Annotated in this window: 16 protein-coding genes; 3 read left to right on the top strand and 13 right to left on the bottom strand. The window is 61.0% G+C overall.

Annotated features, from left to right (window positions below; all coding sequences use genetic code 11):
* Positions 1-160 precede the first annotated feature (160 nt).
* The 4 genes from BSG20_RS27265 to BSG20_RS27280 all read right to left on the bottom strand — a co-directional run bounded on the left by BSG20_RS27265 (position 161) and on the right by BSG20_RS27280 (position 13239).
* Positions 161-10840, bottom strand: coding sequence for a VCBS domain-containing protein (locus BSG20_RS27265; RefSeq protein ID WP_072380352.1), 10680 nt, complete (start codon positions 10838-10840; stop codon positions 161-163).
* Between the two features lie 343 nt (positions 10841-11183).
* Positions 11184-11966 carry a VOC family protein gene (locus tag BSG20_RS27270; protein WP_024318980.1) on the bottom strand — a complete coding sequence of 261 codons (783 nt, stop codon included), beginning with the start codon at positions 11964-11966 and terminating at the stop codon, positions 11184-11186.
* Positions 11967-12010: 44 nt separating this feature from the next.
* Positions 12011-12478 (bottom strand): DUF1579 domain-containing protein, encoded by a 468-nt coding sequence (locus BSG20_RS27275; RefSeq protein ID WP_072380354.1) that lies wholly within the window; start codon positions 12476-12478, stop codon positions 12011-12013.
* A gap of 32 nt (positions 12479-12510) precedes the next feature.
* Positions 12511-13239, bottom strand: coding sequence for a DUF899 domain-containing protein (locus BSG20_RS27280; RefSeq protein ID WP_072380355.1), 729 nt, complete (start codon positions 13237-13239; stop codon positions 12511-12513).
* An 89-nt stretch (positions 13240-13328) separates the two neighbouring features.
* On the opposite strand from BSG20_RS27280, the gene BSG20_RS27285 reads away from it, so the two are divergent.
* A complete protein-coding gene (locus tag BSG20_RS27285) occupies positions 13329-13775 on the top strand; it encodes a MarR family winged helix-turn-helix transcriptional regulator (RefSeq protein ID WP_072380357.1) in 447 nt (148 codons plus the stop codon).
* A gap of 100 nt (positions 13776-13875) precedes the next feature.
* Here the strand turns inward: BSG20_RS27285 and BSG20_RS27290 are convergent, their stop codons facing one another.
* The 3 genes from BSG20_RS27290 to BSG20_RS27300 form a co-directional block, all read right to left on the bottom strand.
* Positions 13876-14631 (bottom strand): RES family NAD+ phosphorylase, encoded by a 756-nt coding sequence (locus BSG20_RS27290; RefSeq protein WP_072380359.1) that lies wholly within the window; start codon positions 14629-14631, stop codon positions 13876-13878.
* The gene (locus tag BSG20_RS27295; RefSeq protein ID WP_072380361.1) at positions 14591-14974 is read right to left on the bottom strand and encodes an antitoxin Xre-like helix-turn-helix domain-containing protein; all 384 of its coding nucleotides are present in this window, start codon (positions 14972-14974) and stop codon (positions 14591-14593) included. Before BSG20_RS27295 ends, BSG20_RS27290 begins: the two co-directional genes overlap by 41 nt.
* An 87-nt stretch (positions 14975-15061) precedes the next feature.
* Positions 15062-15484 carry an organic hydroperoxide resistance protein gene (locus tag BSG20_RS27300; protein ID WP_007791565.1) on the bottom strand — a complete coding sequence of 141 codons (423 nt, stop codon included), beginning with the start codon at positions 15482-15484 and terminating at the stop codon, positions 15062-15064.
* A gap of 123 nt (positions 15485-15607) precedes the next feature.
* Between BSG20_RS27300 and BSG20_RS27305 the strand changes: the two genes are divergently transcribed.
* Entirely contained in the window at positions 15608-16075 is a 468-nt protein-coding gene (locus BSG20_RS27305; RefSeq protein ID WP_072380363.1) for a MarR family winged helix-turn-helix transcriptional regulator, read from the top strand.
* Positions 16076-16100: 25 nt separating this feature from the next.
* On the opposite strand, the gene BSG20_RS27310 is transcribed toward BSG20_RS27305, so the two are convergent.
* The gene (locus tag BSG20_RS27310) at positions 16101-18035 is read right to left on the bottom strand and encodes a BTAD domain-containing putative transcriptional regulator (RefSeq protein WP_072380365.1); all 1935 of its coding nucleotides are present in this window, start codon (positions 18033-18035) and stop codon (positions 16101-16103) included.
* A gap of 116 nt (positions 18036-18151) precedes the next feature.
* Between BSG20_RS27310 and BSG20_RS27315 the strand changes: the two genes are divergently transcribed.
* The gene (locus tag BSG20_RS27315; protein ID WP_072380367.1) at positions 18152-18865 is read left to right on the top strand and encodes a DUF1194 domain-containing protein; all 714 of its coding nucleotides are present in this window, start codon (positions 18152-18154) and stop codon (positions 18863-18865) included.
* 37 nt (positions 18866-18902) lie between these two features.
* Here the strand turns inward: BSG20_RS27315 and BSG20_RS27320 are convergent, their stop codons facing one another.
* From BSG20_RS27320 to BSG20_RS27340, 5 genes are all read right to left on the bottom strand, one after another.
* A complete protein-coding gene (locus tag BSG20_RS27320; protein ID WP_072380369.1) occupies positions 18903-19625 on the bottom strand; it encodes a L,D-transpeptidase in 723 nt (240 codons plus the stop codon).
* 167 nt (positions 19626-19792) lie between these two features.
* A complete protein-coding gene (locus tag BSG20_RS27325; RefSeq protein ID WP_072380371.1) occupies positions 19793-20632 on the bottom strand; it encodes a L,D-transpeptidase in 840 nt (279 codons plus the stop codon).
* Positions 20633-20743: 111 nt separating this feature from the next.
* Positions 20744-21667, bottom strand: a complete 924-nt coding sequence (locus tag BSG20_RS27330; RefSeq protein ID WP_072380373.1) for an alpha/beta hydrolase family protein — start codon at positions 21665-21667, stop codon at positions 20744-20746.
* Positions 21668-21777: 110 nt separating this feature from the next.
* Positions 21778-23406, bottom strand: a complete 1629-nt coding sequence (locus BSG20_RS27335; protein ID WP_072380375.1) for a cisplatin damage response ATP-dependent DNA ligase — start codon at positions 23404-23406, stop codon at positions 21778-21780.
* Positions 23406-24416: a ligase-associated DNA damage response exonuclease gene (locus BSG20_RS27340; protein WP_072380437.1), complete on the bottom strand. Its 1011-nt coding sequence runs from the start codon at positions 24414-24416 to the stop codon at positions 23406-23408. The genes BSG20_RS27335 and BSG20_RS27340 overlap by 1 nt, the downstream gene beginning before the upstream one ends.
* Positions 24417-24525 lie beyond the last annotated feature (109 nt).

The raw sequence follows: 24525 nt of genomic DNA on the forward strand, positions 1-24525 counted from the left end.
GCCGTCGGGCACGGCCTTCGAGGGCCGCCGGACTTCAATCACATCGGTCCGCAGCCGACGAAATGGCATGCAGCGGCGGCAAGAGACGAAGCTCCCTGAGCTGATACCAACCGAAAAAGGCGCCGGAGGGCGCCTCTTCCTTTGCTAGTTTGTACGAGCGTCAGCCGACATGCGGAGCCGTTGTCGTGTCGTGCTTGTCGTCGAACAGGATCTTGACCGCTTCCGTGGTGTTCTGAAGAACCGCCACATCGTGCCAACCGCCATTAGCGCTGACGCTGACCACGGTGTCCGTGCCGCTGACCGTCGTCTTGACGCTGGCGAGTGCCTCAGCCTCACTTGCCTCGTGGCCGAGCAGGCTGTCGAGGAGTTTCGAGACGTCGAGCGTATCGCCTTCGCTTGCCTTGAAGTCGGTGATGACATCGGCGAGCTTGACGTCGTTCAGGGCATCGGCGTCGAGGACGAAGGTATCAACCCCTGCACCGCCCGATATCGTGAACATGCCGCCGCTGCCCGACAGGGTATCATCGCCATCGCTGCCGATCAGCGAATAGGCATTGCCGCCGTTTTCGCTGCCACCGAGCGTCGTGTCGAAGGCAACCTCGACGAAGTGGCCGGTCGAGCCATCCGTCAGCGTGTAGCTGCCATCGGCGAGGATTGACTGGCCGTTGATCTCCGAATTCGAGGCGTTTGCATCGAGCGAGATGCTGCTGATCGAATGATCCGCCAGGCTCGAAAGCTCACCCGAGTCGGTGATGCCGTTATGGTTCAGGTCCTGCCAGACGGTGAGCTTCGAGAAGGCCTCGTCGGCCGCATCGATCTTGCCGTCGTGGTTGCTGTCGAGCGTCGAAAGTGCCGCCAGGCCATCCACATAGCTGCCACCGGCAAAGTGCGGCGAGAAGATCTCGCTGCCATTGTCGATCTTGCCGTTGCCATCCACATCGAGCGCCAGGATGCCGTCGGTGCCGGCCGTCCAGGCGATCTGATCCTTGTGACCATCGGCGTTGATGTCGAACTGGACACTGTTGTCGAGGGAGGTCAGCGCGACGCCATTGTGGTCGAGGTCGAGGATGATGGGATCGCCGTTGGGTTTAACAACGGATACCTGCAGTTCGTATGTACCCGAGGAGTTGGTGAAGTCGCCCATGTCGTCACCAAATATGTTAAATTTCCCTACTTCCACGTAGTAAGTGCCCGCATTCAGCGTCCGCGCGAGGGCTGAGTCTGTCGAGTTGGAGCTTCCTGCGTCGCTCGCCGAGTCGTCGTTGCCCGCGATAACCATTCCATTGCTATCCCGCAGATAAATAACTGTGTCGAAGCTGCCGTGGTCGATATCGAGTCGCACGAAAGTACCCGGTTCGCTAATCACCAGCTTGTAGAAATCGGTCTGGTTCGATGTCGTGCGTGCACTAATCGTCACCGAAGGGCTGTTCAAAGCGTCCGTAACTTCCGAATCCGACGACTTGACGTAATTGAGGTCCGAGATGTTGTAGGCATTTGAACGGGAGGAGTTGTTACCTTGGCCGTAGTCATGCTGTGTTGCCTGGGCGGCAACTTCGACAACATCAGTCACCCCGATCGTGAAGGACTGCGTCGAGGAGGCACCGCTGGCATCCGACGCCTTAATGACGATCATGTGCGAGGTCGCCGTCTCGTAGTTGAGCAGCGAGCCATTCGCCACCGTCACCACGCCCGTCGAGCTGTTGATCGCGAAGCGACCACCGGCATTGTCGTCAAGGCTGTAGGTCACCGTGCCGCCGTTGACATCGGTCGCCGTCGCTGTGATGCCGACCAGCGTGCCGGTCGCCGCACCTTCCGCGACCGTGTTGGTCCCGCCGTTGCCGTCCGCGGGCGCGCTCGGCGCAACATCGCTGACGCCGATCGTGAAGGACTGCGTCGAGGAGGCACCGCTGGCATCCGACGCCTTAATGACGATCATGTGCGAGGTCGCCGTCTCGTAGTTGAGCAGCGAGCCATTCGCCACCGTCACCACGCCCGTCGAGCTGTTGATCGCGAAGCGACCACCGGCATTGTCGTCAAGGCTGTAGGTCACCGTGCCGCCGTTGACATCGGTCGCTGTCGCTGTGATGCCGACCAGCGTGCCGGTCGCCGCACCTTCCGCGACCGTGTTGGTCCCGCCGTTGCCGTCCGCGGGCGCGCTCGGCGCAACATCGCTGACGCCGATCGTGAAGGACTGCGTCGAGGAGGCACCGCTGGCATCCGACGCCTTAATGACGATCACGTGCGAGGTCGCCGTCTCGTAGTTGAGCAGCGAGCCGTTCGCCACCGTCACCACGCCCGTCGTGCTGTTGATCGTGAAGCGACCACCGGCATTGTCGTCGAGGCTGTAGGTCACGGTATCACCGTCGACATCGGTCGCCGTCGCTGTGATGCCGACCAGCGTGCCGGTCGCCGCACCCTCCGCAACCGCATCAGCTAGGCCGCTGCCGTCGCTCGGGACGTTTGGCGCGTCGTTCACCGGATTGACGGTGATGTTTACCGTCGCCACCGCGGAGTCGGCCGTCCCGTCGTTCACCTTGTACGTGAAGCTGTCGGTGCCGTTGTAGTTGGCGTTCGGTGTGTAGTCGAACGAACCGTTGGCACTGAGCGTCAGCGTGCCGTGCGCCGGACCGGTGACCGGGATCGACGACAGGGTATTCTGCTCGACGTCGCTGTCGTTGGCCAGAAGGCCGCCGGGCGAGATGTGGAGTGTTGTGTCCTCATTCGTCGTATAGCTATCGTTCACCGCGACCGGCGCGTCGTTGACCGAGGCCACGGTGACCGTCGCCGTCGCCGGGCTGGCATCCGCCAGGCCGTCGTTGTCGACCGCCGCATAGTGGAAGCTCGTCGTGCCGTTGTAGTTCACGTCCGGCACGAAGTAGACCGTCGAACCGGACACCGTCTCGCCGACGAGGATCGCATGCGACAGGCCAGCATCGCTGTAGAGCTTGCCGTTCGCCGGCAGGTCGGTGATCGTGTAGGACGCCACCGAGCCGTCGATGTCGCTGCCGGACAGAGCCACCGAGATCGAGGCCGCATCCTCGTCGCCGCTGCCGGATGCCGCAGTGGTTTCCGGTGCGTCGTTGACCGAGGCCACTGTGATCGTCGCCGTCGCCGGGCTGCCGTCCGCAAGGCCGTCATTGTCGACCGCCGCATAGTGGAAGCTCGTCGTGCCGTTGTAGTTCGCATCCGGCACGAAGTAGACCGTCGAGCCAGTCACCGTCTCGCCGACAGCGATCGCATGCGACAGGCCGGCATCGCTGTAGAGCTTGCCGTTCGCCGCCAGGTCGGTGATCGTGTAGGACGCCACCGAGCCATCGATGTCGCTGCCGGACAGAGCCACCGAGATCGAGGCCGCATCCTCGTCGCCGCTGCCGGACGCCGCATTGGTCTTCGGTGCGTCGTTGGTGCCTGTAGTGTTGACCGTCACCGTCGACGTCGTGCCGTCGGCCGACGAGACCGTGAGGCTGTCCGTGTAGGTCTGGCCGGCCTTGAACTCGTCGTGCGCCGAATTGGCCTGGTAGCTCCAGTTGCCGTTCGCATCGATCGAGAAGGTGCCGTAGCCGTTCGAGCCGGCGACGTTGCTCTGCGGCACGAAGGTCGCCGGGCTATCGATATCGCTGATCGACAGCTTGCCGGAGGCGTTGAGGGCCGATTGCGTGTTGCCTTCGGTCAGGTCGACGACCGCCGAAGAAAGGACCGCCGGATCGTTGACTGGGGTCACGCTGATCGACACCGTGTCGGTGTCGGTCAGTGCGCCGCCACCCGTGTGGCCGCCGTCGTCGGTCTTCACCGTCAGTGTGTCGGAACCGCTGTAATTCGAAACGCCCTTGTAGGACACGTTGTTGTCGGCCAGCGCGGCGTTGATCTGCGCAACCGTACCGGTCAACGTCACCTGGCTCGAGCCATTGCCCAACACCTGCGCACCGCCCAAGGACGCCAGCGTCAGCGCGCCGTGCAGCACCGAAAGCGTGGTAGTGATCGTCGAGGACCCCGCATCGACATCCGAGATCGACAGGCCCGTCAGCCCGGCGCTCGTGTCCTCGTCAACCATGACCGCGCCCGGAACGGAGTTCACCGGCGCATCGTTGACCGGTGTGACGTTGACCGTCACCGTCGCTATCGCCGTGCCACCATGGCCGTCGCTGACGGTATAGGTGAACGTGTCCTTGCCATTGTAGTTGGCGGCCGGGTTGTAAGTGATGGTGCCGTTGTTGTTCAGCGTTACCGTGCCACCGTGCGCGGAGGCTGCGCTGACACCGACGATGCTCAGCGTGTCGCCGTCGACGTCGCTGTCGTTCGCCAGCAGATTGGCCGTGCTGATCGTGAGGGCGGTATCCTCGTTGGTCGCGATCTGACCACCACCCGTCGATGCCGTGAAGTTGTCATAGGCGATGCCGTCGTCGTTGTCGTCAGTGTAAACACCGTATCCGCCGAGCGCCGGAACGTCGGAGCTATGGAGAACGACGGGGTGCCCATTCCCCGTCACCGTGACATCGATGCCGTTGCCGTCCACCTCGACTTTGAAGTGGATCGTGTTGGGGCCAAGATTGGCCTTGTCGACGATATCCAGAACGGTGACTTGGTCGCCATCCACGCGCTCAAGCACGAGGTCGCGGTGGGTGTCCTGGCTGGCATAGTTGTCGCCGAAATCCTTCCAGTAGGCGCGATAGTAATGAGTTGCGTCCTGATAGCCGAAGACCACGCCAAGGGCCTGATTGGACTGGGGATTCCCGTTGCCGGTGTTCGGATCGCCATCCACTTCGATCGTATACACCTTGCTGGTAGCCGGCAAGCTGTTGGCAGGTGCGAGCGCGATGCCATTGCCATCGTTGGACGAAGAGTTGGTCCGCTCAACGAGGCTACCACCGTTCATGGACCAATTGGGATTGCCCGAAAGCTTGACGAAGGTCCAGCCGTCCGTGTTCGTGTTGTTGAAGTTGTCGCTGTAGGTCGCCGAAACGCCGCCCAGCGTTGTATCGTCAACGGCCACCGGGTTGTCGTTGGAGCCCTGGACCGTGATGATTGCGGTCGCCTTGTCGGTGCCACCGCTGCCGTCCGAGACCGTATAGTCGAACTTGATCGTCGCGGTTTCGTTGACGCCGAGCGCCTTGAACGGGTCCTCGCCGCTGTCCGACCACAGCTTGACGTCGCCATTTGCGCCGACCGACAGGTGGGCCTCGCCAAAATTCGTCGTGATCTTGTAGACGCCGTTGCCTTCGCTGGCGACCGAAAGCGTCAGTCCCGTGCCGCTCGCGGTATTGACGGTCACGTTCGAAATGCCGGTGACACTCAGGCTGGTGCTATCGATATCCGTGTCGTTAGCGAGGACGTTGCCAGCCACGAACGGAGCTGCAGCGGAGTTGCGCGATGCGACGTCGTCTTCGGTCACCGTGAAGGTGTCAGCCGTTGCGACCGGCTTGTCGTTGGTGCCGGTGACGGTGATGGTGATGGTTTCGGAATCCGTGCCATCGAGCGACGTCACCGTCAGCGTATCGGTAACCTTCTGGCCCGCGGCCAGCGACTGGACGGCAGACGAGCTGTTGTCCAGCTTGTAGGTCCAGCTGCCGGTGGTGGCGTTGAACGTGAAGGTGCCGTACTTGCCCGCAAGCGCGGACTGTGCCGGTACCTGGAACGCTTCTTCGCCGCTGTCGCGATCGCTGACATCCAGGTCACCCTGCAACTTCGTCGAAAAATCTTCCGTAATGGAACCCGTGGCCTGGCCCGTGATCTTGGCGACGTCGTTGGCGCCGGTAACGGTGACGGTGATCGTCTCCGTGGCCGTTCCGTCGAACGACTTCACCGTCAGCGTGTCGGTGGCGACCTCGCCCGCCTTCAGCGACTGGACCGCGTTGGATTGGTTGTCGAGCTTATAGGTCCAGGTGCCCGTGGCGGCATTGAAGGTGAAATCGCCGTATTTACCTTCAAGCGAGGAGTTTTTCGGCGTCTCAAAACGAGCTTCGCCACTGTCGACGTCGCTGACGCTCAGAGTTCCGGTGATGCCGGTCGAGGTGTCCTCTACGATCGAGCCGGTCTTTGTCCCGTCGATCGTTGCCGTGTCGTTACTGCCGGTAATCGTAACCTTGATTTCCTGCTGCGCCGTACCGTCGGCAGAGGTAACGGTCAGCGTGTCGTAGACCTTCTGACCGTTGGTCAGTGCTTGGACATTGGCCGCCGCGCTGTTCAGCGAATACCCCCATTCACCAGTCGTCGTGTTGAACGTGAAGGTTCCGTAGGTGCCCGCAACTGAGCCAGGCGTCTGGAAGTGCGCTTCGCCGGTATCGATGTCGGTAACGATGAGTTTGCCGGAGACGGCCGTCACAACGCCGTCTTCCGTCAGGCTTCCGGTCGCCGAGCCGGTGATCTTGGCAGCGTCATTTGTCCCGTTGATAGTAACGGTGACGGTTTCCTCCGTGCCGTCGATCGAACGCACGACGAAGGAGTCGGTGACAGACGTGCCTGCCGCAAGCGCCTGGATATCCGGGTTCGCATTGTTTGCCGTGTAGGTCCAGTGGCCCGCGGCCGTCAGCGTGAAGACGCCGTAGCCGTGGCCGCCTGTTGTACCCGACTGCGCGACGAAGCTCGACTGGTCGTGATCGACGTCGGTAACGGTCAGGTCGCCCTGCGTGAACAGCTGTCCCTGGGCTGCGTCACGAACTACGATGTTATCGATGCCGAAATCTTCGTTGCTGTAGTGTTCGTCCAGATTGTTGCCGAAGCCAAGCTTGAAAGAATCGCTGGCCCCCGATGCGGTGATGCTGATGTGGTAGATTCGATCGCCAAAGAGCACCGAGCCGCCGAATTGCGAATCGTGGCCGCTGGAGGTGATCACATAGGTGCCGGTGATGCCGCCAGCCGAGAAAGTGCCCGTAGCGCCATCCTTCCCGTCGAAGCCGAAATTCTCAGGCGTAAAGGTGAACGCCACACCGTTATTGAGATAGACGGTAAGCTTCTCGCCCTGATCCCAGCTGTCGATCTTGATGAAGTCGAAATCGAGCTGAACCACTGCTGGAGCAGAGCCCAGATTGATCACCTTTGAGATCGACTGCTGGCCGTCGAAGTTGCCGAAATTGTTTTCAGAAAGGTGCTGCGAGAAGCCCCTGTCCTGGATCCAGCCATTGTTGCCCCAGTCGCCTGCGCTGCCGAGCGGCCGATTGTCGAAGTTTTCGCTGTAGATCGGCGTTGCGCCTGTCGTGACGTCTTCCGTTACAGAGCCGGACGTTGCGCCACCGATGATTGCGGCGTCGTTGGTGCCGGTGATGGTGATCGTGATGTCCTTGGTGATCACTCCACCATGGTTGTCATCGAGCGTGATCTTGTAGGTTTCAGTGCGAACTTCGCCAGCCGCGAGGGGCTGGGCCGAGGCGTTCAGCGTATAGGTCCAGCCGACACTGCCATTGGCAGCATTGGCACCTTCGCTGACCGAGCCGAGCGAGAAGGTCCCGAGAAGCGCACCAGCCGGCGGAGTGACGCTGACGATGTGGGTGTCGATCAGGTCGACATCGCTGAAGGCGATCGTTCCGGTCGCGGTCGGAGACGTGTCCTCGACCACTGAGCCAGTGTCGGTGACAAATTCGAATATCGGTTTGTCGTTGGTACCGACCAGCGTGACGGTGACGTCGCGGACAGTGGATGATCCATGGCCGTCATCGACCTTGATGTGGAAGACTTCGGTTCGCGTCTCGCCGGCACCGAGCGGATTCAGCGCTGCATCGGTGACGTGATACTTCCAGGACACGAGGCCGACGCCATCGTTGGCGGTTTCCTCGCTGACGGCGGCGGTGATGTAACCGAGATAGCCTTCGCCTCCGGCTTGAACCGTAACGATGTGCTTGTCACCCTGGTCGTCATAGATGTAGAACGCGCCGCCATTGTAGCCAGCATGACCGACCGGTGCATCGAAGATCGTCCGGTCATCGCCGGAGCCAGCTCGCGAGTCGTTTTCCTGGTATTCGGTGATGGTTCCCTTGTCGGGGAACGCCTCGGAGGTCGTGACCGCGTCGTTGGAGCCGGTGATGGTGATCTGGTAGGCGCCCGTCTTGGTGTCGCCATCCGCGTCTGTGACGGTGAAAGGAACGCTCAGTGTCGCGACTTCGCCCTGGCTCAAGCCATTGAAGGCCCAGCCGGGGTTGATCGTGAAGATGCCCGTGGCACTGTCATAGTGGTAAGCGCCCGCGGGGAGCGTGATGATGGTGCCGGTCGGCGTCGCAATTGTCGCGTCGTCGGTATTAAACGTGACCGCGCCCGCGCCGTCAGCGCCGAAGGAGTAGTCCTGGCCGGGCGTGAGGTGGAAGGAAACGACACCACTGTCTTCACCTGTCGTCGCCGTGAGCACCGGCACAGCGTCGCCGTGCGTCAGACTTACGTTAGCAAGATAGGTTCCGGTGTTGTCGGAGCTGTTGCCAATCTCCTTGAAGGTAAGAGTATTCGCACCACCAATCGCAGTCAGATCGAGATTGATCGACTTCATCGTGGAAGTTGGTGAATAGGTGTAGACGAGCTCGCCGTTCCAATAGACTTCGAGCCCCGAGGATGCCGGATCCGGCGACCCCGCCTGGAAGCTCAGCTTGTAGACTTCGCCTGCTGCAAGCCCGGCAATGTTCTGGGAGATGGCAATGTTGCCCGGCGATGCGCCGAGGTCGACCATCGGCGAACCATTGGCGGCGTGCATTCCCAGATAGCCATCGGTCACGCGCTCAAGCTGAACGCTCGACTGGCCGGCGACAGTGCCGTCGATCTTCCAACCGGTGGATTCGGTCGCCCACGCACCCCAAGACTCCGGATGAGCCCAGGTCCCGCCAGCAAAATTACCGTTGGCAAGCAGGTTCACTGCGTGAGCGTCACCGCTGATTGTCGGGCCGTCGTCGCGGATATCGACCTGCACGGCATTGGTCGCCGTGTCGCCGTCGCGGTCCGTCACGGTGAAGTCGAAGACCATGCGCAGCGAATCCGACGCCCCGGTCTCGCCCTTGTCCGGATGATCGATCGGACCCGTCTGCGTGAACGTGTAGGCACCGGTCTTGGCGTCCGTCACCTGCAGGGCGAAGATGGTGACGTCGCCGACCTTGCCGGTGACGGTGAGACCATCGGCAGAGGTGCTGACGGTGATCGGCTGGCCGTTCGACGTCAGTGCATGGGACTCGATTTTATCGCCTTCGGCCTCTGGCATTTCCGTGATCGAGGAGCCGAAGCGATAGGTGATGTTGGTTACTTCGGCACCGTCGGCGCCTTGATGGAAGACGAGTGTGCCATTGGCCGTCTGCTTAGCGAACACGCCGTTGGCGGCGGCTTCCGTGACCGTGACCATGTCGGAAGAATCTGCCGTCGGCACGTCATCGTTGACATCGACCGCGAACGAACCGTTTGCCGTGTCGCCATCGGCGTCGGTCGCGACGAAATTGAAGCCCAGGTCTAGCTGCGTGTCGCCGGTCTCGGACTCGTGCGGATGATCGAGGGGCTGCAGCAGGGTGAAGCTGTAGGCGCCGTTCGGCGCCGTCGGGTCAAGCGTGACGACGAAGACTTCGGTACGGCCCTCGCCTTCGCCGGTGAAGCCCGTCAGCGTATGACCATCTGCGGAGATTTCGAACTGAACGGTCTGGCCGCCGGATTTCAGGCCGCTCAGCTGATCCTGAACGCTTGCGAACGTCAGATTCCGGTTTGCTCCGTCGTCGGCGCCCCAATGAATGCCAAGCGAGACATCGTGGACGCTGGCATTGCCGCCTTCGCCGGAAAGCAGGTCGGACTCATCGATCGAGCTTGAGTCAACGCCGCTGCCGGTATTCGGACCATCGTCGTTGATGTTGATCGAGGCAATTCCTGTGGCTTGGTCGCCGTCCTTGTCGGTAACGGTGTAGCTGAACTGCAGGCGTAGGATATCATCAAGACCTGCCTGCCCCTTGTCCGGATGATCGAGCGGGCCAAATTGAATAAAGGTGAAGGCGCCGGTTGCCGCGTTTGTGACCGTCAGCACGAAGACAGATTGGCCGTCGACGCTGCCAGTGATGGTCAGGCCATCGACCGTGATGACGACAGGCTTGCCATCGGACGTCAGATCAAGGTGCGAACCGTTCTGCGTGCCTTCATCCACGTTCAGCGAATCGACGAACTGGACCGCGGTGATCTGGCCGACATCTGCGCCGCCGTTGAAACCGAACGTGCCGTTCACCGATTGCGTCTCGAAGCCGCCTTCCTGGCCTTCGATTTCAGTCAGGCTCAGCGTTGTGGTGTCGGAGATCGTCGGCAGATCGTCGAACAGCTCCTGACCGTCCCCGAAGCCTGGGTCGGGCTGCTGCGTGTCAGCCAGAAGCTTGGCGAGCTGCGTCGGATCGTTCGGGTCCTGCTGGATAGTGTCCTGGAAGTCAGCGCCGGAGCTCGGGGCGGAGGCGCTTGCCGAGTAGGAGCCGTCGGGACCGGCCGCGACGTTGATGTTGCTCTGCTCGAGGGCGGCGATCACCGCCTGCTGCGGCAGCTCGACTTCGCCGAGCAGGAATGTCGGCACGTGCAGGGCGCCGTTGACGATGACGATCTCCGTGCCGTCGGCCTGAACGAGCACGAGATTGTTGCCTTCGACGCGAATGTCGTCGATCGATACATCAGCCGGCAGATGGGCGATGTTGTTCTGATCCGGGACGATTTCGGCGGGATGGGCGTTGGCAGCTACGATCTGCGGCGCCGCCGGCACGCGGTCGGTCTTCTCAGGCTGCTGGCTATTATCAGCCTGTGCGACCTCGACACCCTGTTGGACGGAAGCCTCAATACTTGCGTCTTCATGAATGTCCTGGCGGAAGTCGTGCGAAACGTTTTCGCTTGAAATAGCGGAAATGCGCGGATCTTCGATAGACATAACAAAACAACCCCAATGAGAAACTGGGGCCAATCAATTACGCAGAAGAGCCAAAAGCAATACTTGCAGCCGTTTCAGACATAGCCGGTTATGCATCCACCCAAAAATGTTTTAGGAAGAGTTAACGGCGAGGCCCTGAATGTGGCTGGAAACGCTAAAATTCTAATAAAATTAATGAAATACAAACGCGCTCAGAGGTTGATGGCTGTGCGTTCCGGTCCGTCGATTCGATACTCACGCCGCCGCCAGGGCATTCCGGCAGCGCGCTTCGAGCTCCCAAAAGCAGCTCAGCGCGAGACGGCGTCCGCCGTCTCGCGCTGAGCTCAAAAAGGTCCTGACTGCCTTATCGGGTGGGCGCCACGAGGCAGAAAAATGCGCCCTGCGGATCGGTCGCATTGATGATCCAGCTACCGCCGGGCACTTCCATTGGACCGACGATCACCTTGCCGCCGCCCGCATTGACGCGTTCGATAGCGCTGTCGATCCCCGGCACGTTGAAGTAGTAGCCCCAATAGCACATCGGCACGTTGGCGGGTTTGGTCATCATGCCGCCGATCTGCTTTCCATGCTCGGCGAAGATGCGATAGGCGCCCATCTCGCCCATGTCGAAATCGTGATCCTTGGTCCAGCCGAAGATCTTCGAATAAAAGGCGAAGGCTTCCTCCATGTTGCCGGCCATCAGTTCGTGCCAACCGATATGGCCAGGCGTGCCTGCCGGCGCGGGCGGGGTCGGATTGTCTCTCGGCAGCGGGGTCATGACGCAGATCACGGCGCCATGCGGATCGGCGAGGACGGCAAAGCGTCCGACCGTCGGAATATCCTCCGGCTGGCGGCGGACCGAGCCACCATTGGCAGTAAAATCCTTCGCCGTCTGATCGACATCATCAACGGCGACATAGCCCGTCCAGTTCGGCGGAATGCCCTTCCCTTCCAGTTCGGCGGGAAAATCCATGAGGCCGGCGACGCCTGCGCCATTCGCCTCGAAGATCGTATAGGGCGGCAGGTCCTGGATCTTCATTTCATTCGTCGTCCAGCCGACGACCTTGCCGTAGAATTCGGCTGCGGCCTTGGGATCGGGGGTCATCAATTCGCACCAGATGAATTTTCCATGCGTATCGGAAGCCATGATCTCTTTCCTTTTCATGAGTACCGGTCGAGTTTCGCTCGCGATCACGGCTTGCGCGTGTAGTGCGCTTCCATGAACTGCTTCCAGCTGCCGTCCGGTTGCTTGGCAGCGGAGTTGAACGTGCGGTGGTCGCGATCGTGAAAGATGATCTGCTCGCGGTAGTCGGCGAGCTTGTTCGCGTCGCTGAAATCGGGGCCTGTCGTATAGAGGTTCAAAACCTTGCCGTCGTCGGAGACCTCGCCCTCATAGACCCACATATGGTCCATCATCGTGCCGATCCAAGTGCCGACGTATTTGCCCTTGTCGGCGCTGTAGCCCAGCGTCAAAACCGTGGTGGCGGCCCCGCCACCCGGCATCTGGCCGGAACCTTCGGCAACGAACCAGATGCCGTGCAGCGAACGGACGATCTCCGTCCACGACTCCTGCCCCGTCATTTCAGGCGCGCTGACGTCCCAGACGCCGACGAGGTCCTCGAGGAATTCATGCTCCTTCAACACTTTCGCTTGCTGCATCGTCCTTCTCCCTTGGATGATGGTCGCAGATATCAGTGACAGCTGGATGGCGCGCTCTTGGCCGGTTCGTATTCGTCGTGGCGTTTGACGAAGTCCATCGTGCTGTCCTCGTTGCGGCCCTTTGGCGCGCGATCGAGGATCATCAAGGTGCCAACAGCCTCTTCAAGGCCGCGGGCATAAGTTGAATAAGTATGGAAGACCTCACCATTCTCATTCTTGTAGAACGCACTGAGGCCCGGAAGCTCATCATTGGCGTTGGCGGGCTCGATTGCCTCGAAATTGTAGAAGACCTTGTCCTTGGCCAAATCTTCCGGGCTGAAGGACACGTGGTAATCGAAGTTGAAGCGGTTATCGAAGGAGGAAACCCACGGGAATTTCCAGCCCATGCGTTTCTTGTAGGCCTCGATCTTTTCGAGCGGCGCCCGCGAAACGGCGACCCAGGTGACGTCGTGATGGTCGAGATGCGGCAGCGTTCCGTCGACATGATCGGACAGGAACGAGCATCCGGGGCAGCCGGCCTCCCAATCGGGCCCTAGCATGAAGTGATAGATCAAGAGCTGGCTGCGGCCATCGAAGAGTTCAGCAAGGCTTTTCTTTCCCTGCGGCGTATCAAAGACGTAGTTCTTATCGACTTTGACCCAGGGCAAGGCCATGCGCTCGGCGTTGACCTTCTCCCTCAAATGCGTTGCTTCCTTCTCCTTGAGAAGCAGCGCGCGGCGCGCCTCCAGCCATTCTTCACGGGAAACCACTTGGTTCTGCATCACGTGCGCCCTCCTCCGGCGCGACCGAGACGTGGCGGTCCATGCTTCTTTTCCTTGACTACTTACATTGATATCAATATAAATTGAGGATGTCAAACGCGGTAGAGATTCCTTTTTCGACGACGCTTCTGGTACGCGACACGTGCCTGTGCCTGCATGTACAGCGGGCGGCGCGCGCACTTGCGCGGCTATTCGACGATGCCCTTCGCCCTGTCGGGCTCACCAACGGCCAGTTCTCGCTGATGATGTCGCTGAATCGGCCAGAGCCGCCGCCGATGGGACCGGTCGCGACCCTGCTTGCGATGGACCAGACCACGTTGACGGCAGCGCTCAAGCCATTGCAGCGCCGTGGTTGGGTAAATGTAACGCAGAATGCGAAAGACAAGCGCCGGCGTCTGCTAAGCCTGACACCGGAGGGCAAGGCAGTGCTCGTCGCCGCACTGCCGATCTGGGAAAGCACCCACGCCAGTATTGAGGCGGCTTTACCGGACGGCGATCCGGAGCGGCTGCGCCGCGACCTGCAGGCCCTCGCCTAAAAGGCGGCCACACGCGAGCGGTCCGCGTCAACGGCTTTGACTATTGTTTTTCATGCATATCGTTGCCGCAAGACCGCTGAACACTTTGTGCGGCATGCATTTAGCCGCGCGCTATTCGCGGATCCCTGGCGAAATCCTCGATCGAAAACCCAATCCTGACCTTCGGGAAATCGCAAAGCGCCTGGACACCGATCCCCGAAAACCGGATCCTCCATGTCTGGCGTTCGACGGGCTCGCGGGCAGCAAATGCCGCGGCGGTCAAAAGCGCGATGTTGCGGCCGCGCCGCGGGTCCCGCACGGATTCGTAGAGGATCGCCTGGCAGCCCGCTTCGCGGGCATCGTCGGCCAAAGCCTGGCACGGTGCATAGTTCTGGAGATCGGTCCATATGATACGGTCGGCATCGAGAGGCGCACGGGTCAGGTCAATTGCGGACGCAGTGGCGATCGCTGCAGCAAAGGCCGTGTACTCGGCGGCATTGGCAGGAAGCGATGTCGCCGGCGACTCGGCATAGAACAGCAACCGGTAGAAGGCCATTTCGGCGAGCGCGGTTTCCACCCGCTCGGAGGCGTAGAAGACGCCGAGCGTTCGCCCTGCCCGGCGAAAGCGCGAGCCATGCGGGTAGACCGCCCCATAGCGGAACGGAGTGGCCAGCAGATAGTCCAGCCCGATGCACTCCGGCGGCAATGCCGGCTTGCTTTCTTCGAGCAGGGTTTCGAGCAGCGCCTGCTCGTCGAGCGTATCGACAAGCTTCAGCGTCGAAATCTGGTGCTGCGCCTCGACCAGACGCCAGAACCTGCCCGAGATCGCCCGCTTTTCAGACGATAGCGCGGCGGGCGTCCAGATAGGCAAGGACATCGGTCAATCCGGAGATGCTGACGATCTTTTCGAGCGGCTTGGCGCCGAGGGCGGTATTGGCGTTGCGCAACCATTGCCGGGCGACCGCCTCATCGCCGCCGACGATCGCATCGAGCGAACGAAACAGACGCACGAGCAGGATGGCGAGTTCAAAGGACTTCGAGCCGCGCTCGAGCAGATAATCCTGCCGCTTCATGCGCGAGATGGTTGCTTCGGAAACACCGAGCACCGCCGAAAGCGTTCGGGCGTTGAGGCCAAGATGGTCGGCGGCATTGACGGCCGCTTTGGTGATCACGGCAGCCTCGGGGGACCGGGCGCCGGAGATCGGATGTGCTACTGCCATGCCATACTCCTTTCACTAGAAAGAATATAGCGAATTTATTTCAGATGAAAAGAGCGCCGCGATGCACGACGCTCTTTTTTGCTTTGGTCAAGCAACGGTAACCGGAACTTCGGTCGACGTGCGCATGGCATGGCTATAGGGGCACACGATGTGAGCCGCCGCGGCAAGTTTTTCGGCGGTCGGCTTATCAAGGCCGGGAATGTTGACCGTCAGGGCGACTTCGATGCCGAAGCCTGTGCCGTCTTCGCGCGGGCCGATGCCGACGGTGGCGCTGACCGTGGTTTCTTCCGGAATCTTGACCTTTTCCTTGCCGGCGACAAATTTCAAGGCACCGAGGAAGCAGGCTGAATAGCCGGCCGCAAAGAGCTGCTCAGGGTTGGTGCCGGTCGCGCCATCGCCGCCGAGTTCTTTCGGAACCGTCAGCGTGACATCGAGAACGCCGTTTTCGGAAACGGCGCGGCCTGCGCGGCCACCGGTGGCAGAAGCTTTGGTCGTGTAGAGGATAGGCATGTCAGTCTCCTTTGCGTTGGGGTTGGATTTTGTTTAATGCGCAATTAAATTGTACGCAAGTTAATTTTGCAAATTGCATTTGGAATTCGAAAAGAGGACAATCGCGCCTCGAGGACAACGACAATGAAAGCGCATCTGGCAAACACGATGGAAATTCCGGAAGAGGAAAGACGGCTGGAAAACCAGCTCTGCTTTGCGGTCTACTCGACGGCGCATGCCTTCACCCGCGCCTACAAGCCGATCCTGGACAAGGTCGGCCTCACCTACCCGCAATATCTCGTCATGCTGGCGCTGTGGGAAAAGTCAGAGCAGCCGGTGAAAGCGATCGGCGAGCAGCTCGATCTCGATTCGGGCACACTCTCGCCGCTGCTCAAGCGCCTGGAGCAGAATGGCCTGATCAAGCGCACCCGCGATTCCCGCGACGAGCGGCAGGTCATCGTGTCGCTGACCGAGAAAGGCCGCATGATGAGGAGCGAGGTCGATAGGATCATGGCCGCGATCGGCCAGGCTGCAGGCTGCACGCTCCAGGAAATGGCGACAATACGCGAGATGCTGAAAGGGTTGCGGTCTAACCTGATGTCGGCGGTGTGAGCAGAAGGCAACCAGCGTCAGCGCCTCATTTCGCCCAGGGCAGCCCTGCGGCCTCAAGCCTCAGCCACAGATTTTGCCGGAACGACAGGGCGCGAGCCTGAAGTAATTGTTCGAGATATCGGCCATTCAACAGAAGCGTGTTCTCCCTGACATACGCCACGTCGAGCCGCGCCGTCACGTCTTTGCCGAGCGCCTCGTATGACGCCGCTCGCAGCAGCCGCGCCCAATGATATTCCGGCAGCACGATCAGGAAACGGTCCAGGCAGGCAACCGCCTCCTCATAGTTCCCAGAGACGAAATGAGCGTCGCCCCGAAAGAGGAAGATCGGATGATAGTCCGGACTGATCTGATCGGCCTGATCGAACGCCATATGCGCATCGCCGATCCGACCTGCAAAGGTCAGGCCGATGCCGAGCCATGTATGGAACTCGGCGTCGTTCGGATTGAGGTCGACGGCCCTTTTCAGTGCGTCCAGGCCGGCTCGAGCGTTTCCGAGATACGTTTCGGCAAGGCCAAAGGCGCTCAGCAGATAGGGCTCGCGATCGTCTAGCCCTAGTCCGGCCCGCACGATATCGCGGGCCTGCCTGAAACCATGCACCGGATCGTCGAGCCAGCCGTTGAAGCAGGAGTGGAAGTTTATCCAGGCAAGGCTCTCGCGGACCAGAACGTGATTGGGATCGATGGCCAGGAGCCGCTCGCACAGACGCCGGGCGCGGATCATCCCCTTCAATGTCGGCCGCTCGACGTGGTTGAACACCTGCAGGTACAGCTTCTCGGTGCCGATCCCACCTTCCGGCTCCATCGCCGAACGGGCTGCCGCGTGCTTCATCAGAACATGATAGAGGTTACCGCTGATCTTGCGGACGAGCCGGTCCTCACCGAGGTCCGAACCCGCGCTTTCGCCGGGATATTTGCGGCTCCATATCTGTGTCCCGCTTTGCACCAACACGAGTTGCACCAGCGCCCAGCCACCTTCCTCGTGGCCCTGAACCGCGGTTTCCAGGATGTAGTCGGCACCAACCCGCTTGCCGATTTCTTCCACGGTCTCGTGCCTCGCATTCAAGGCAAACATCGTCGCGGCGGCAACCACTGAGAGCGGCGAGAACAGGCCGAGTTCTCCGATCAGTTTACGCGTCAGGGACTCGGCGACCAGACTGTCGCCTCGTTCATGTGACAGGCTCCTGATCGGTAGAATGGCGATCCTAGGCTTGCCATTGGTCAAATCCACCTGCGCCGGCGGCTCCTGCTGCCCGCGAATTTGACCAATGAGTTGCTGCGTCTCCGGATCAGGCGCAACACTCAGATTGGCCTCCAGCAATGCTTTCAGGCTCTCGTAGTGCTTGATGGCGCGAGCGCGCTCGCCGCGCGCCCGGTGATGGCGCAGGATCGTCCGGTGAGATGGTTCGTGGTAGGGATCGTGCCGTAAAAGGTATTGTGCAGCGAGAAGCGCCTGCTCCAGGTTGCCCGCCTTCTCCAATCCGGCGGCCAGGCTCGCAAGGCAATCGACCAGTAAATCGCGGTGTCGGCCGCGCTCCATGCGAAGCCATGCTTCCAACGTCTCGTCGTTGAAGCTCAGCCCCTCGAGAAATTCCCCCTCGAAAGCATCAAGCGACGGTGGCAGACACCCTGCCCTTGCGCATTCAGTAAGAGCCTGGATATCGGTGACAATGGCATCGCTTCTCGTCCAACCGCAGCCGCTGTCGAAGACGAGAGGTGACACGCCGTGGCCGTCGACGGCCTGACGGATCGTGAAGAACGCCTGGCGGAGGCTGTTACGGGCATGCTCTTCCGTCCGCTCGGCCCACAGCATGCCGGCCAGTTTCGATCGCGCGATCGGCTTTCCGTTCGAGAGCGCGAGCATCGCGATCAGCGCCTGATGTTTGCGCGAGGCGATCGCAATGCTCTCGCCTGTGGGCGAAAGCATCTGGAATCGACCAAGCAGGCGCAGCGTGAACCCCATCGAGCTCCCCTCAGAGCCTTATTTTAGCGATCGCCTTAACATCCCTATAACAGCAGGAAAGCGGCCGTTTGTCATAGTCAATTTCACGGGGCGGTGAGCGAGGGGATGATGTGGCGATGCTGAAGAAGCTGATCGGTTTGGCTGTGGCATTGGTTTGGACGATGGCAGCCTCTCAATCCTCGGCCTGCGCCGATATCGCACTTGTTCTCGCCGTCGACGGATCCGGCAGCATCACCGACGACGAATACAAGTTTCAGAAGTCTGCCATCGCCGCGGCCTTCCGCGACGATGACGTCCTGGCGGCCTTGAGAAATGCCGGCGTCGTCGCCGTATCGGCGGTCTTCTGGGGCGACGGCGAGTTCTCCACCCAGAAACTCGAATGGTTCGTCATAGAGAGCGGCAACGGCGCCGAGCCCTTCGCGCTGGCGATGGAGGCCAACCGGCGCAAAGTCTTTGGCAACACCGATATCGGCAACGGCATATGGTCCGCGCTCGACATGCTATCCGATCCACGCTTCTGCGCCGCCAAAACCATCATCAACGTCTCGGGCGATGGCAAGGAGACGATTGCGCCGAAACGACGGCCGACGCCATCTCTCTATCAGGCGCGCCAGCGCGCCATGAAGACGGGCACAACGGTCAATGGACTGGTCATTTCCGACGAGGAACCCGATCTTCCCGGCTACTACGAACGACGCGTCATCCTCGGCGACGACGCGTTCGTGATCGAAGTCAGGCGTTTTGCAGACTATTCAGCAGCGATCCGCAAGAAGCTGATCAGGGAACTGTCGCCGCCCACCGAATTCCAGCTCGCCGAACATCGGCAATGAATGCGGCCAGCCAATCGGCCGGCCGCACCTGCGCGGATTACTGCAGAACGACGACCGGCGCCTTGTTCGGCACGCGGTCATAGAGATCGATGATGTCCTGGTTCAGCAGGCGCACGCAGCCAGACGACACCGCCTTGCCGATCGAGCGCCATTCCGGGTTGCCATGCAGGCGGTAGAGCGTGTCTTCGCCACTCGAGAAAATGTAGAGTGCGCGTGCACCAAGCGGGTTCTTCAGGCCCGGCTCCATGCCGCCATTTTCGATCGAATACTTGGCAAGCTCTGGCTGACGCGCGACCATCTCGTTCGGCGGCTTCCAGCGCGGCCATCTCTGACGCCACTGGATGACGCCCGAGCCCTGCCATGCGAAGCCTTCGCGGCCGATGCCGACGCCATAGCGCATCGCCGTGCCGCCGGGCTGCACCAGGTAGAGAAAACGCGAGGGGGTATCGACGACGATCGTGCCGGGCGCCTGGCCGGTCGGATCGACGACCTGCTGGCGATAGAAGCGCGGATCGATCTGCTGGTAGGGCACGGCCGGAATGAGAAAGCCACCATCCTCGATCGGACCGTACATGACCGCCAGCTCGGCATCACCCGGCGTCTGCGGCGCCTGGAACATGTTGATCGGATTGCGCATGACGACCGGCTGAGCCATCGGAGACGGCCCGGCGGTGGATGCACACCCGGTCAGCGCTGAAGCTGCGGTCATTGCCGAAAGCGAAAGGAAGCTGCGGCGGGAAAGGGATTTTTCAAAGCTCATAACGCGGGTCTGGTTTCCTGTTGCGCTGGAAGGACGAACGCCCTTCGCGGAGGGTGGGTCAACGCCGGTGACGCACAAGAAATCTATCCGCTTGTGCTAAATAAACCATCACCTCACGAAGTCGTGTCCGCCCGCGGACACACGATATCCCAAACGCTGTTGCGCGGCTACATCACGACAATTGCGGCCTTCGCCGGAACGCGATTGTAAAGGTCAACCACATCCTGGTTCAGCATGCGCACGCAGCCCGACGACGTGGCTTTTCCGACCGACTGCCAATCCGGCGTACCGTGGATACGGTAAAGCGTATCCTGCCCATCCTTGAAGATATAAAGGGCGCGCGCACCAAGCGGGTTTCCGAGGCCGGGGTTCATGCCGCCGTTTTCTGCCGAAAAGGCGCGTATGTCGGGCTGACGCGAGACCATTTCGGCCGGCGGTGTCCAGCGCGGCCATTTCTGCTTCCATTGAATGAGACCGCGGCCGGACCACGCGTAGCCTTCGCGGCCGAGCCCGACGCCGTAGCGCATCGCCTTACCGCCCGGCTCGATAAAGTAGAGATGCTTGCTCTTCGTATCGACGATGATCGCGCCCGGCTTCTCGTTCGAGGGATAGTCGACTTCCTGCCGCAGATACTGCGGATCGATGCGGCTGATCGGTATCGCCGGCAAAGTGAAGTCGGTGTCGCGCACCTGGCCATACATGGCGCTATTCACCGGATTGGTGACCGGCAGGCCGTAGGTCCGATTATAACTCGTGGCCGACAGCCCGTAGGTCTGATTATACAGCGTCGGCGGCTCGATCTCGCGCCTCTGCGGCACCGGCGTATCCACCGCCTTGACGCGCATGGGATCGACGCCAGGCGGATTATAGAAGACGGGCGACGTCTCCTGCACGAAACGGGCGGGATCGGTGGCGCCAGTATCTGGAATGAGGATATTACAACCGCTCAGACAAAAAGCAGCGGCCGCAAGCCCGGCAAGTGGTGACACCCGGCTGAAAACAGTCATAAAGCACCCTCATCGACAACAGCGAGACGTATAGCTGCGGCAAGGATGGCACTTGCGGCTGGCGCGAGGCTGGTGACGACATCAGCCTCGCATCAATTGAAGGCGGACCACTCAGGCTGCAACGCCGTGAAAGAACCGTATGCTTTGTTCGATCTCCGCCGGCAGCGCCGACGTGTGGTTGCCGGTCACGGTATCCGTTTCGATACGGACACCGCCCGAGCGCGCACGGCTGGCAAGCAGACCGGCGCGGTCGTTGAAATGCGCCTCCTCGGTGCCATGAACGACGCGGACCGGGCATTTGAAGCTCTTGGCATAGCAGAGCGCGCTGCGGACCTCGAACTCGTGGGCGTTGCTATCGTCGAAACGAATGTCCTGCGGGTAGCGATTGAAGAAGCGGAAAGCGTCCGGATTGCCCGAGATCGGCGCGGCGGCACGGAACTTGTGGCTGCTCATCGCCGCAAGCATGGTCAGCGTGCCGCCAATGCTGTGGCCGGCGATAAACAGACGATCGGCATCGACGCCCGGAAGATGGCGCAGACGATCGGCCGCCGAAAGCACGTCATCCACCTCGTCATAGAAACCCGAGAAATTGCCCATCTGGCCGTTTTCGCCACGCAGCGATGGCATCATCACCACGAAGCCGGCATCGACATAGGCCTTGAGCAGAACCCAGTGGCCAAGGCCCATGGCGTTGCCGCCGTGCAGGAAGAGAACGCCGGGTTTCGGCTTGCCACCGCGCTTGTACCTGGAGACCCACGCAACCAGCTCCAATTCGCCGCCATAGCCGGACCGATAGAGAATCTTCTCGCCCTGAGGAGGCGCATCCAGCGGTTCGTATTTGTCGGGAGCCGGCCCCTTCTGCAGCAGCTTGGTGCGGAAGCGCTTGCGGGCCTTGGCATAATCATGATCGATCAGCCTTGGCACCTGCGGAACCTCGAATGCACTTGCAATGCCCGGGAGTACAAGGGCTCCGGCCAGGCCGGCAAGAACCATGCGGCGGTGGCGGAAAAAAGCATTACCTTCGTCTGACGTCATTTCACACTTCCATTGTTCCCGGCGGTTCGAGAATTGCACCGGAAGCGCGCGGTCGCCAACACACGTTGTGTTGAAAAACGTGGCCCTGCGGCGTTTTGCTCCAGAAAAGCCTACTGCTCACCCTTGGCATCGATCATGGCGACCAGCGTCTGAAGGCGATCCGCCTCGTAGGACGGTTTGTCGGGACGCAGGCGCGCGATTCGCGGAAATCGCATTGCCACGCCCGACTTGTGGCGGGTCGAGCGGTTGATGCCTTCGAAGGCGACTTCCACGACGAAGCCGAAGTCCTTGTCCGCTCTGACGGCCCGCACAGGGCCAAAGCGCTCCGTCGTGTTGTTGCGAACGAACTTGTCCAGCACTTCGAGTTCGGCATCCGTGAAGCCAAAATAGGCCTTGCCGACGGGGACCAGCTGTTCTCCTTCCGGGGTCTCGGTCCACACACCAAAGGTGAAGTCCGAATAATAGCTCGAGCGCTTGCCGTGGCCGCGCTGCGCATACATCAGCACGGCGTCGACATTGTAGGGATTGCGCTTCCACTTGAACCAAGGCCCCTTCAGCCGCCCGGCCTGATAGATGCTGTCGCGGCGCTTGATCATCACCCCTTCGATGACAGGGTCCGGCGGCATCGACCGCAGCTCGTCCAGTTCGTCCCATGAAGAGAATTCCACCAGAGGGGAGAGGTCGAAGCGGTCGTGCGGCGCGCTATCGATGACCTCCGTAAGACGCGCACGGCGATCGACGTAGGAGCGGCCACGCACGTCCTCCTCTCGATCGAAAAGCAAATCGTAGGCACGAATGAAGGCTGGATACTCGTCGAGCATCTTCGTCGTCACCGTCTTGCGGTTCAGGCGTTGCTGCAGATCGGAAAAGGTGCGCGTCGGGCTGTTCGAGCGTGTCGTTCCCCCGACCAGCAGCTCGCCGTCGACGACGCCGTCGAAGCTGATCGATTCAAGGATATCGGGAAACGCGCCTGAGATATCGTCACCGGAGCGCGAGTAGATCTTGCGCGTGTCGCCGGAGCGCGACAGCTGCACGCGGATGCCGTCCCATTTCCATTCCGCGGCATATTCGGCTGGATCAAGTTGATCCAGATCCCCCTCCTCGACCGGATTGGCGAGCATGACGGAGTGGAAGATTGCAGGCGTTGCCAGGATCGGCTTGTCGCCCTGCCCTTCCAGCCAACGAAACAAGGATTCATAGGGCGGCTGAAGGCCATGCCACAGCGTCTCGATTTCCGTCACGTCTCGGCTGGCGAGATCGGCGAGCGCCTGTTTCGCCAGACGCGAGGAAACGCCGATGCGCAGCGCCCCGGTCGCGAGCTTGATGAAGGCAAAGCGACCTGAGGTATCCAGCTTGTCGAGCAGATCGCGCACGAAGCTGCGTACCTCGGTGCGGCCGAGTGCATTCATTTGCGTGACGACCTCGCCAAGACGCGGCTGGGCAAGCGGCGACCGCTCGATGTCCTTCTCGTTGTCCCACACCAGGGAAATCGTTTCTGCGAGATCGCCGACATAGTCGTAAGAATAGCGAAAGAGCACGTCATCCATGCGTTCCAGCACCAACTCGCGCAGCATGGCTGGCTTGACGTTGCGCACTTCGAGCGTGCCGGCAATGGCGGCAAGACCGTAGCCGCGATCCGGGTCCGGGGTGTTTCGGAAGTAGTCGGTGAGCAGCTTCAGCTTGCCGTTGCGGCTGGGAGTGAGCACGAGGCGGTCGAGCAGGTCGGCGAATGCTTTCATCAATCGGCCTCATCTTCGTAGCCGACCAGGTGGAGCGGTCGGGCCCTGATGCCCTGCAGCTGGCACCAGCGCACCAGGGCTTCCTCACGGCCATGCGTGACCCACACCTCCCCCGGATGCAGATCGGTGATTGTCTCAGTGAGCTCGGGCCAATCACAATGGTCGGAGATGACGAGCGGCAGTTCGACGCCTTGTTGTTTGGCGCGCTGACGCACCATCATCCAGCCCGAGGCGAAAGCCGGCAGGGGTTCATTGAAGCGGCGCGCCCAGCGATCTGCAAAGGCAGAGGACGGACCGACGACGACGGCTCCCTTGAAGGCGGACCTGTCACGGCTTTCGATGGTCGCGGGGCGAAGCTCACCGAGGTCAATGCCCTGCCCTACATAGTAGTCGCAGAGCCTTTCCATCGCGCCATGGATATAGATCGGCTGGTCATAACCGGTATCGCGCAGCAGGCGGATGACCCGCTGTGCCTTGCCAAGCGCATAGGCGCCGATCAGATGCGTGCGCTCGGGAAACTGGCGCAGCGACGCATGGAGCTTGCCCATCTCATCGACCGGATCCGGATGATGAAAGACGGGCAGCCCAAAGGTGGCCTCGGTGATGAAGACATCGCAGGGAACCGGCACGTAGGCAGCGCACGTCGGGTCCGCCCGTCGTTTGTAGTCGCCTGAGACAACGATGCGGGTACCGTTCTTTTCGATGGCGATCTGCGCGGAGCCGAGCACGTGGCCGGCAGGATGGAAGCTGACCCTGACGCCATTGATCAGGATTTCCTCTCCGAAGGCCGCTGCCTGCTCGCTTGCGCAGAAGCCGTCACCATAGCGGATCTGCATGATGTCCAGCGTCTGTCGCGTGGCGAGCACGTTTGTGTGGCCGGGTCGCGCGTGGTCCGAATGGCCGTGGGTTATCAGCGCTCGCTCCACCGGCCGCACGGGATCCACATAAAATCCCCCCTCGGGACAATAGAGCCCCTCGAGGGCGGGATAGAGCAAGGCGTCTGGTTTCATGCGTGCAAAGATAGCGGGAAAGAACGGAAGGGCCAGTGGGGTGCAGGTTCCGACAAGAGTAGTGCTCCCGAAACTGTCGCCTGTATCGAAATGAAACAGGTGCGCTGGC

It is taken from the genome of Rhizobium tibeticum (assembly GCF_900110205.1).
In the GTDB taxonomy this organism is placed as follows: Bacteria; Pseudomonadota; Alphaproteobacteria; order Rhizobiales; family Rhizobiaceae; genus Rhizobium; species Rhizobium tibeticum.

Coding starts and splice junctions, on each gene's coding strand:
- BSG20_RS27320 (WP_072380369.1), bottom strand. CDS start 19,625: ATGAGCTTTGAAAAATCCCTTTCCCGCCGCAGCTTCCTTTCGCTTTCG.
- BSG20_RS27310 (WP_072380365.1), bottom strand. CDS start 18,035: ATGGGGTTCACGCTGCGCCTGCTTGGTCGATTCCAGATGCTTTCGCCC.
- BSG20_RS27295 (WP_072380361.1), bottom strand. CDS start 14,974: ATGGCAGTAGCACATCCGATCTCCGGCGCCCGGTCCCCCGAGGCTGCC.
- BSG20_RS27270 (WP_024318980.1), bottom strand. CDS start 11,966: ATGGCTTCCGATACGCATGGAAAATTCATCTGGTGCGAATTGATGACC.
- BSG20_RS27305 (WP_072380363.1), top strand. CDS start 15,608: ATGAAAGCGCATCTGGCAAACACGATGGAAATTCCGGAAGAGGAAAGA.
- BSG20_RS27265 (WP_072380352.1), bottom strand. CDS start 10,840: ATGTCTATCGAAGATCCGCGCATTTCCGCTATTTCAAGCGAAAACGTT.
- BSG20_RS27335 (WP_072380375.1), bottom strand. CDS start 23,406: ATGAAAGCATTCGCCGACCTGCTCGACCGCCTCGTGCTCACTCCCAGC.
- BSG20_RS27290 (WP_072380359.1), bottom strand. CDS start 14,631: ATGTCCTTGCCTATCTGGACGCCCGCCGCGCTATCGTCTGAAAAGCGG.
- BSG20_RS27315 (WP_072380367.1), top strand. CDS start 18,152: ATGCTGAAGAAGCTGATCGGTTTGGCTGTGGCATTGGTTTGGACGATG.
- BSG20_RS27280 (WP_072380355.1), bottom strand. CDS start 13,239: ATGCAGAACCAAGTGGTTTCCCGTGAAGAATGGCTGGAGGCGCGCCGC.
- BSG20_RS27325 (WP_072380371.1), bottom strand. CDS start 20,632: ATGACTGTTTTCAGCCGGGTGTCACCACTTGCCGGGCTTGCGGCCGCT.
- BSG20_RS27330 (WP_072380373.1), bottom strand. CDS start 21,667: ATGACGTCAGACGAAGGTAATGCTTTTTTCCGCCACCGCCGCATGGTT.
- BSG20_RS27285 (WP_072380357.1), top strand. CDS start 13,329: ATGTCAAACGCGGTAGAGATTCCTTTTTCGACGACGCTTCTGGTACGC.
- BSG20_RS27300 (WP_007791565.1), bottom strand. CDS start 15,484: ATGCCTATCCTCTACACGACCAAAGCTTCTGCCACCGGTGGCCGCGCA.
- BSG20_RS27275 (WP_072380354.1), bottom strand. CDS start 12,478: ATGCAGCAAGCGAAAGTGTTGAAGGAGCATGAATTCCTCGAGGACCTC.
- BSG20_RS27340 (WP_072380437.1), bottom strand. CDS start 24,416: ATGAAACCAGACGCCTTGCTCTATCCCGCCCTCGAGGGGCTCTATTGT.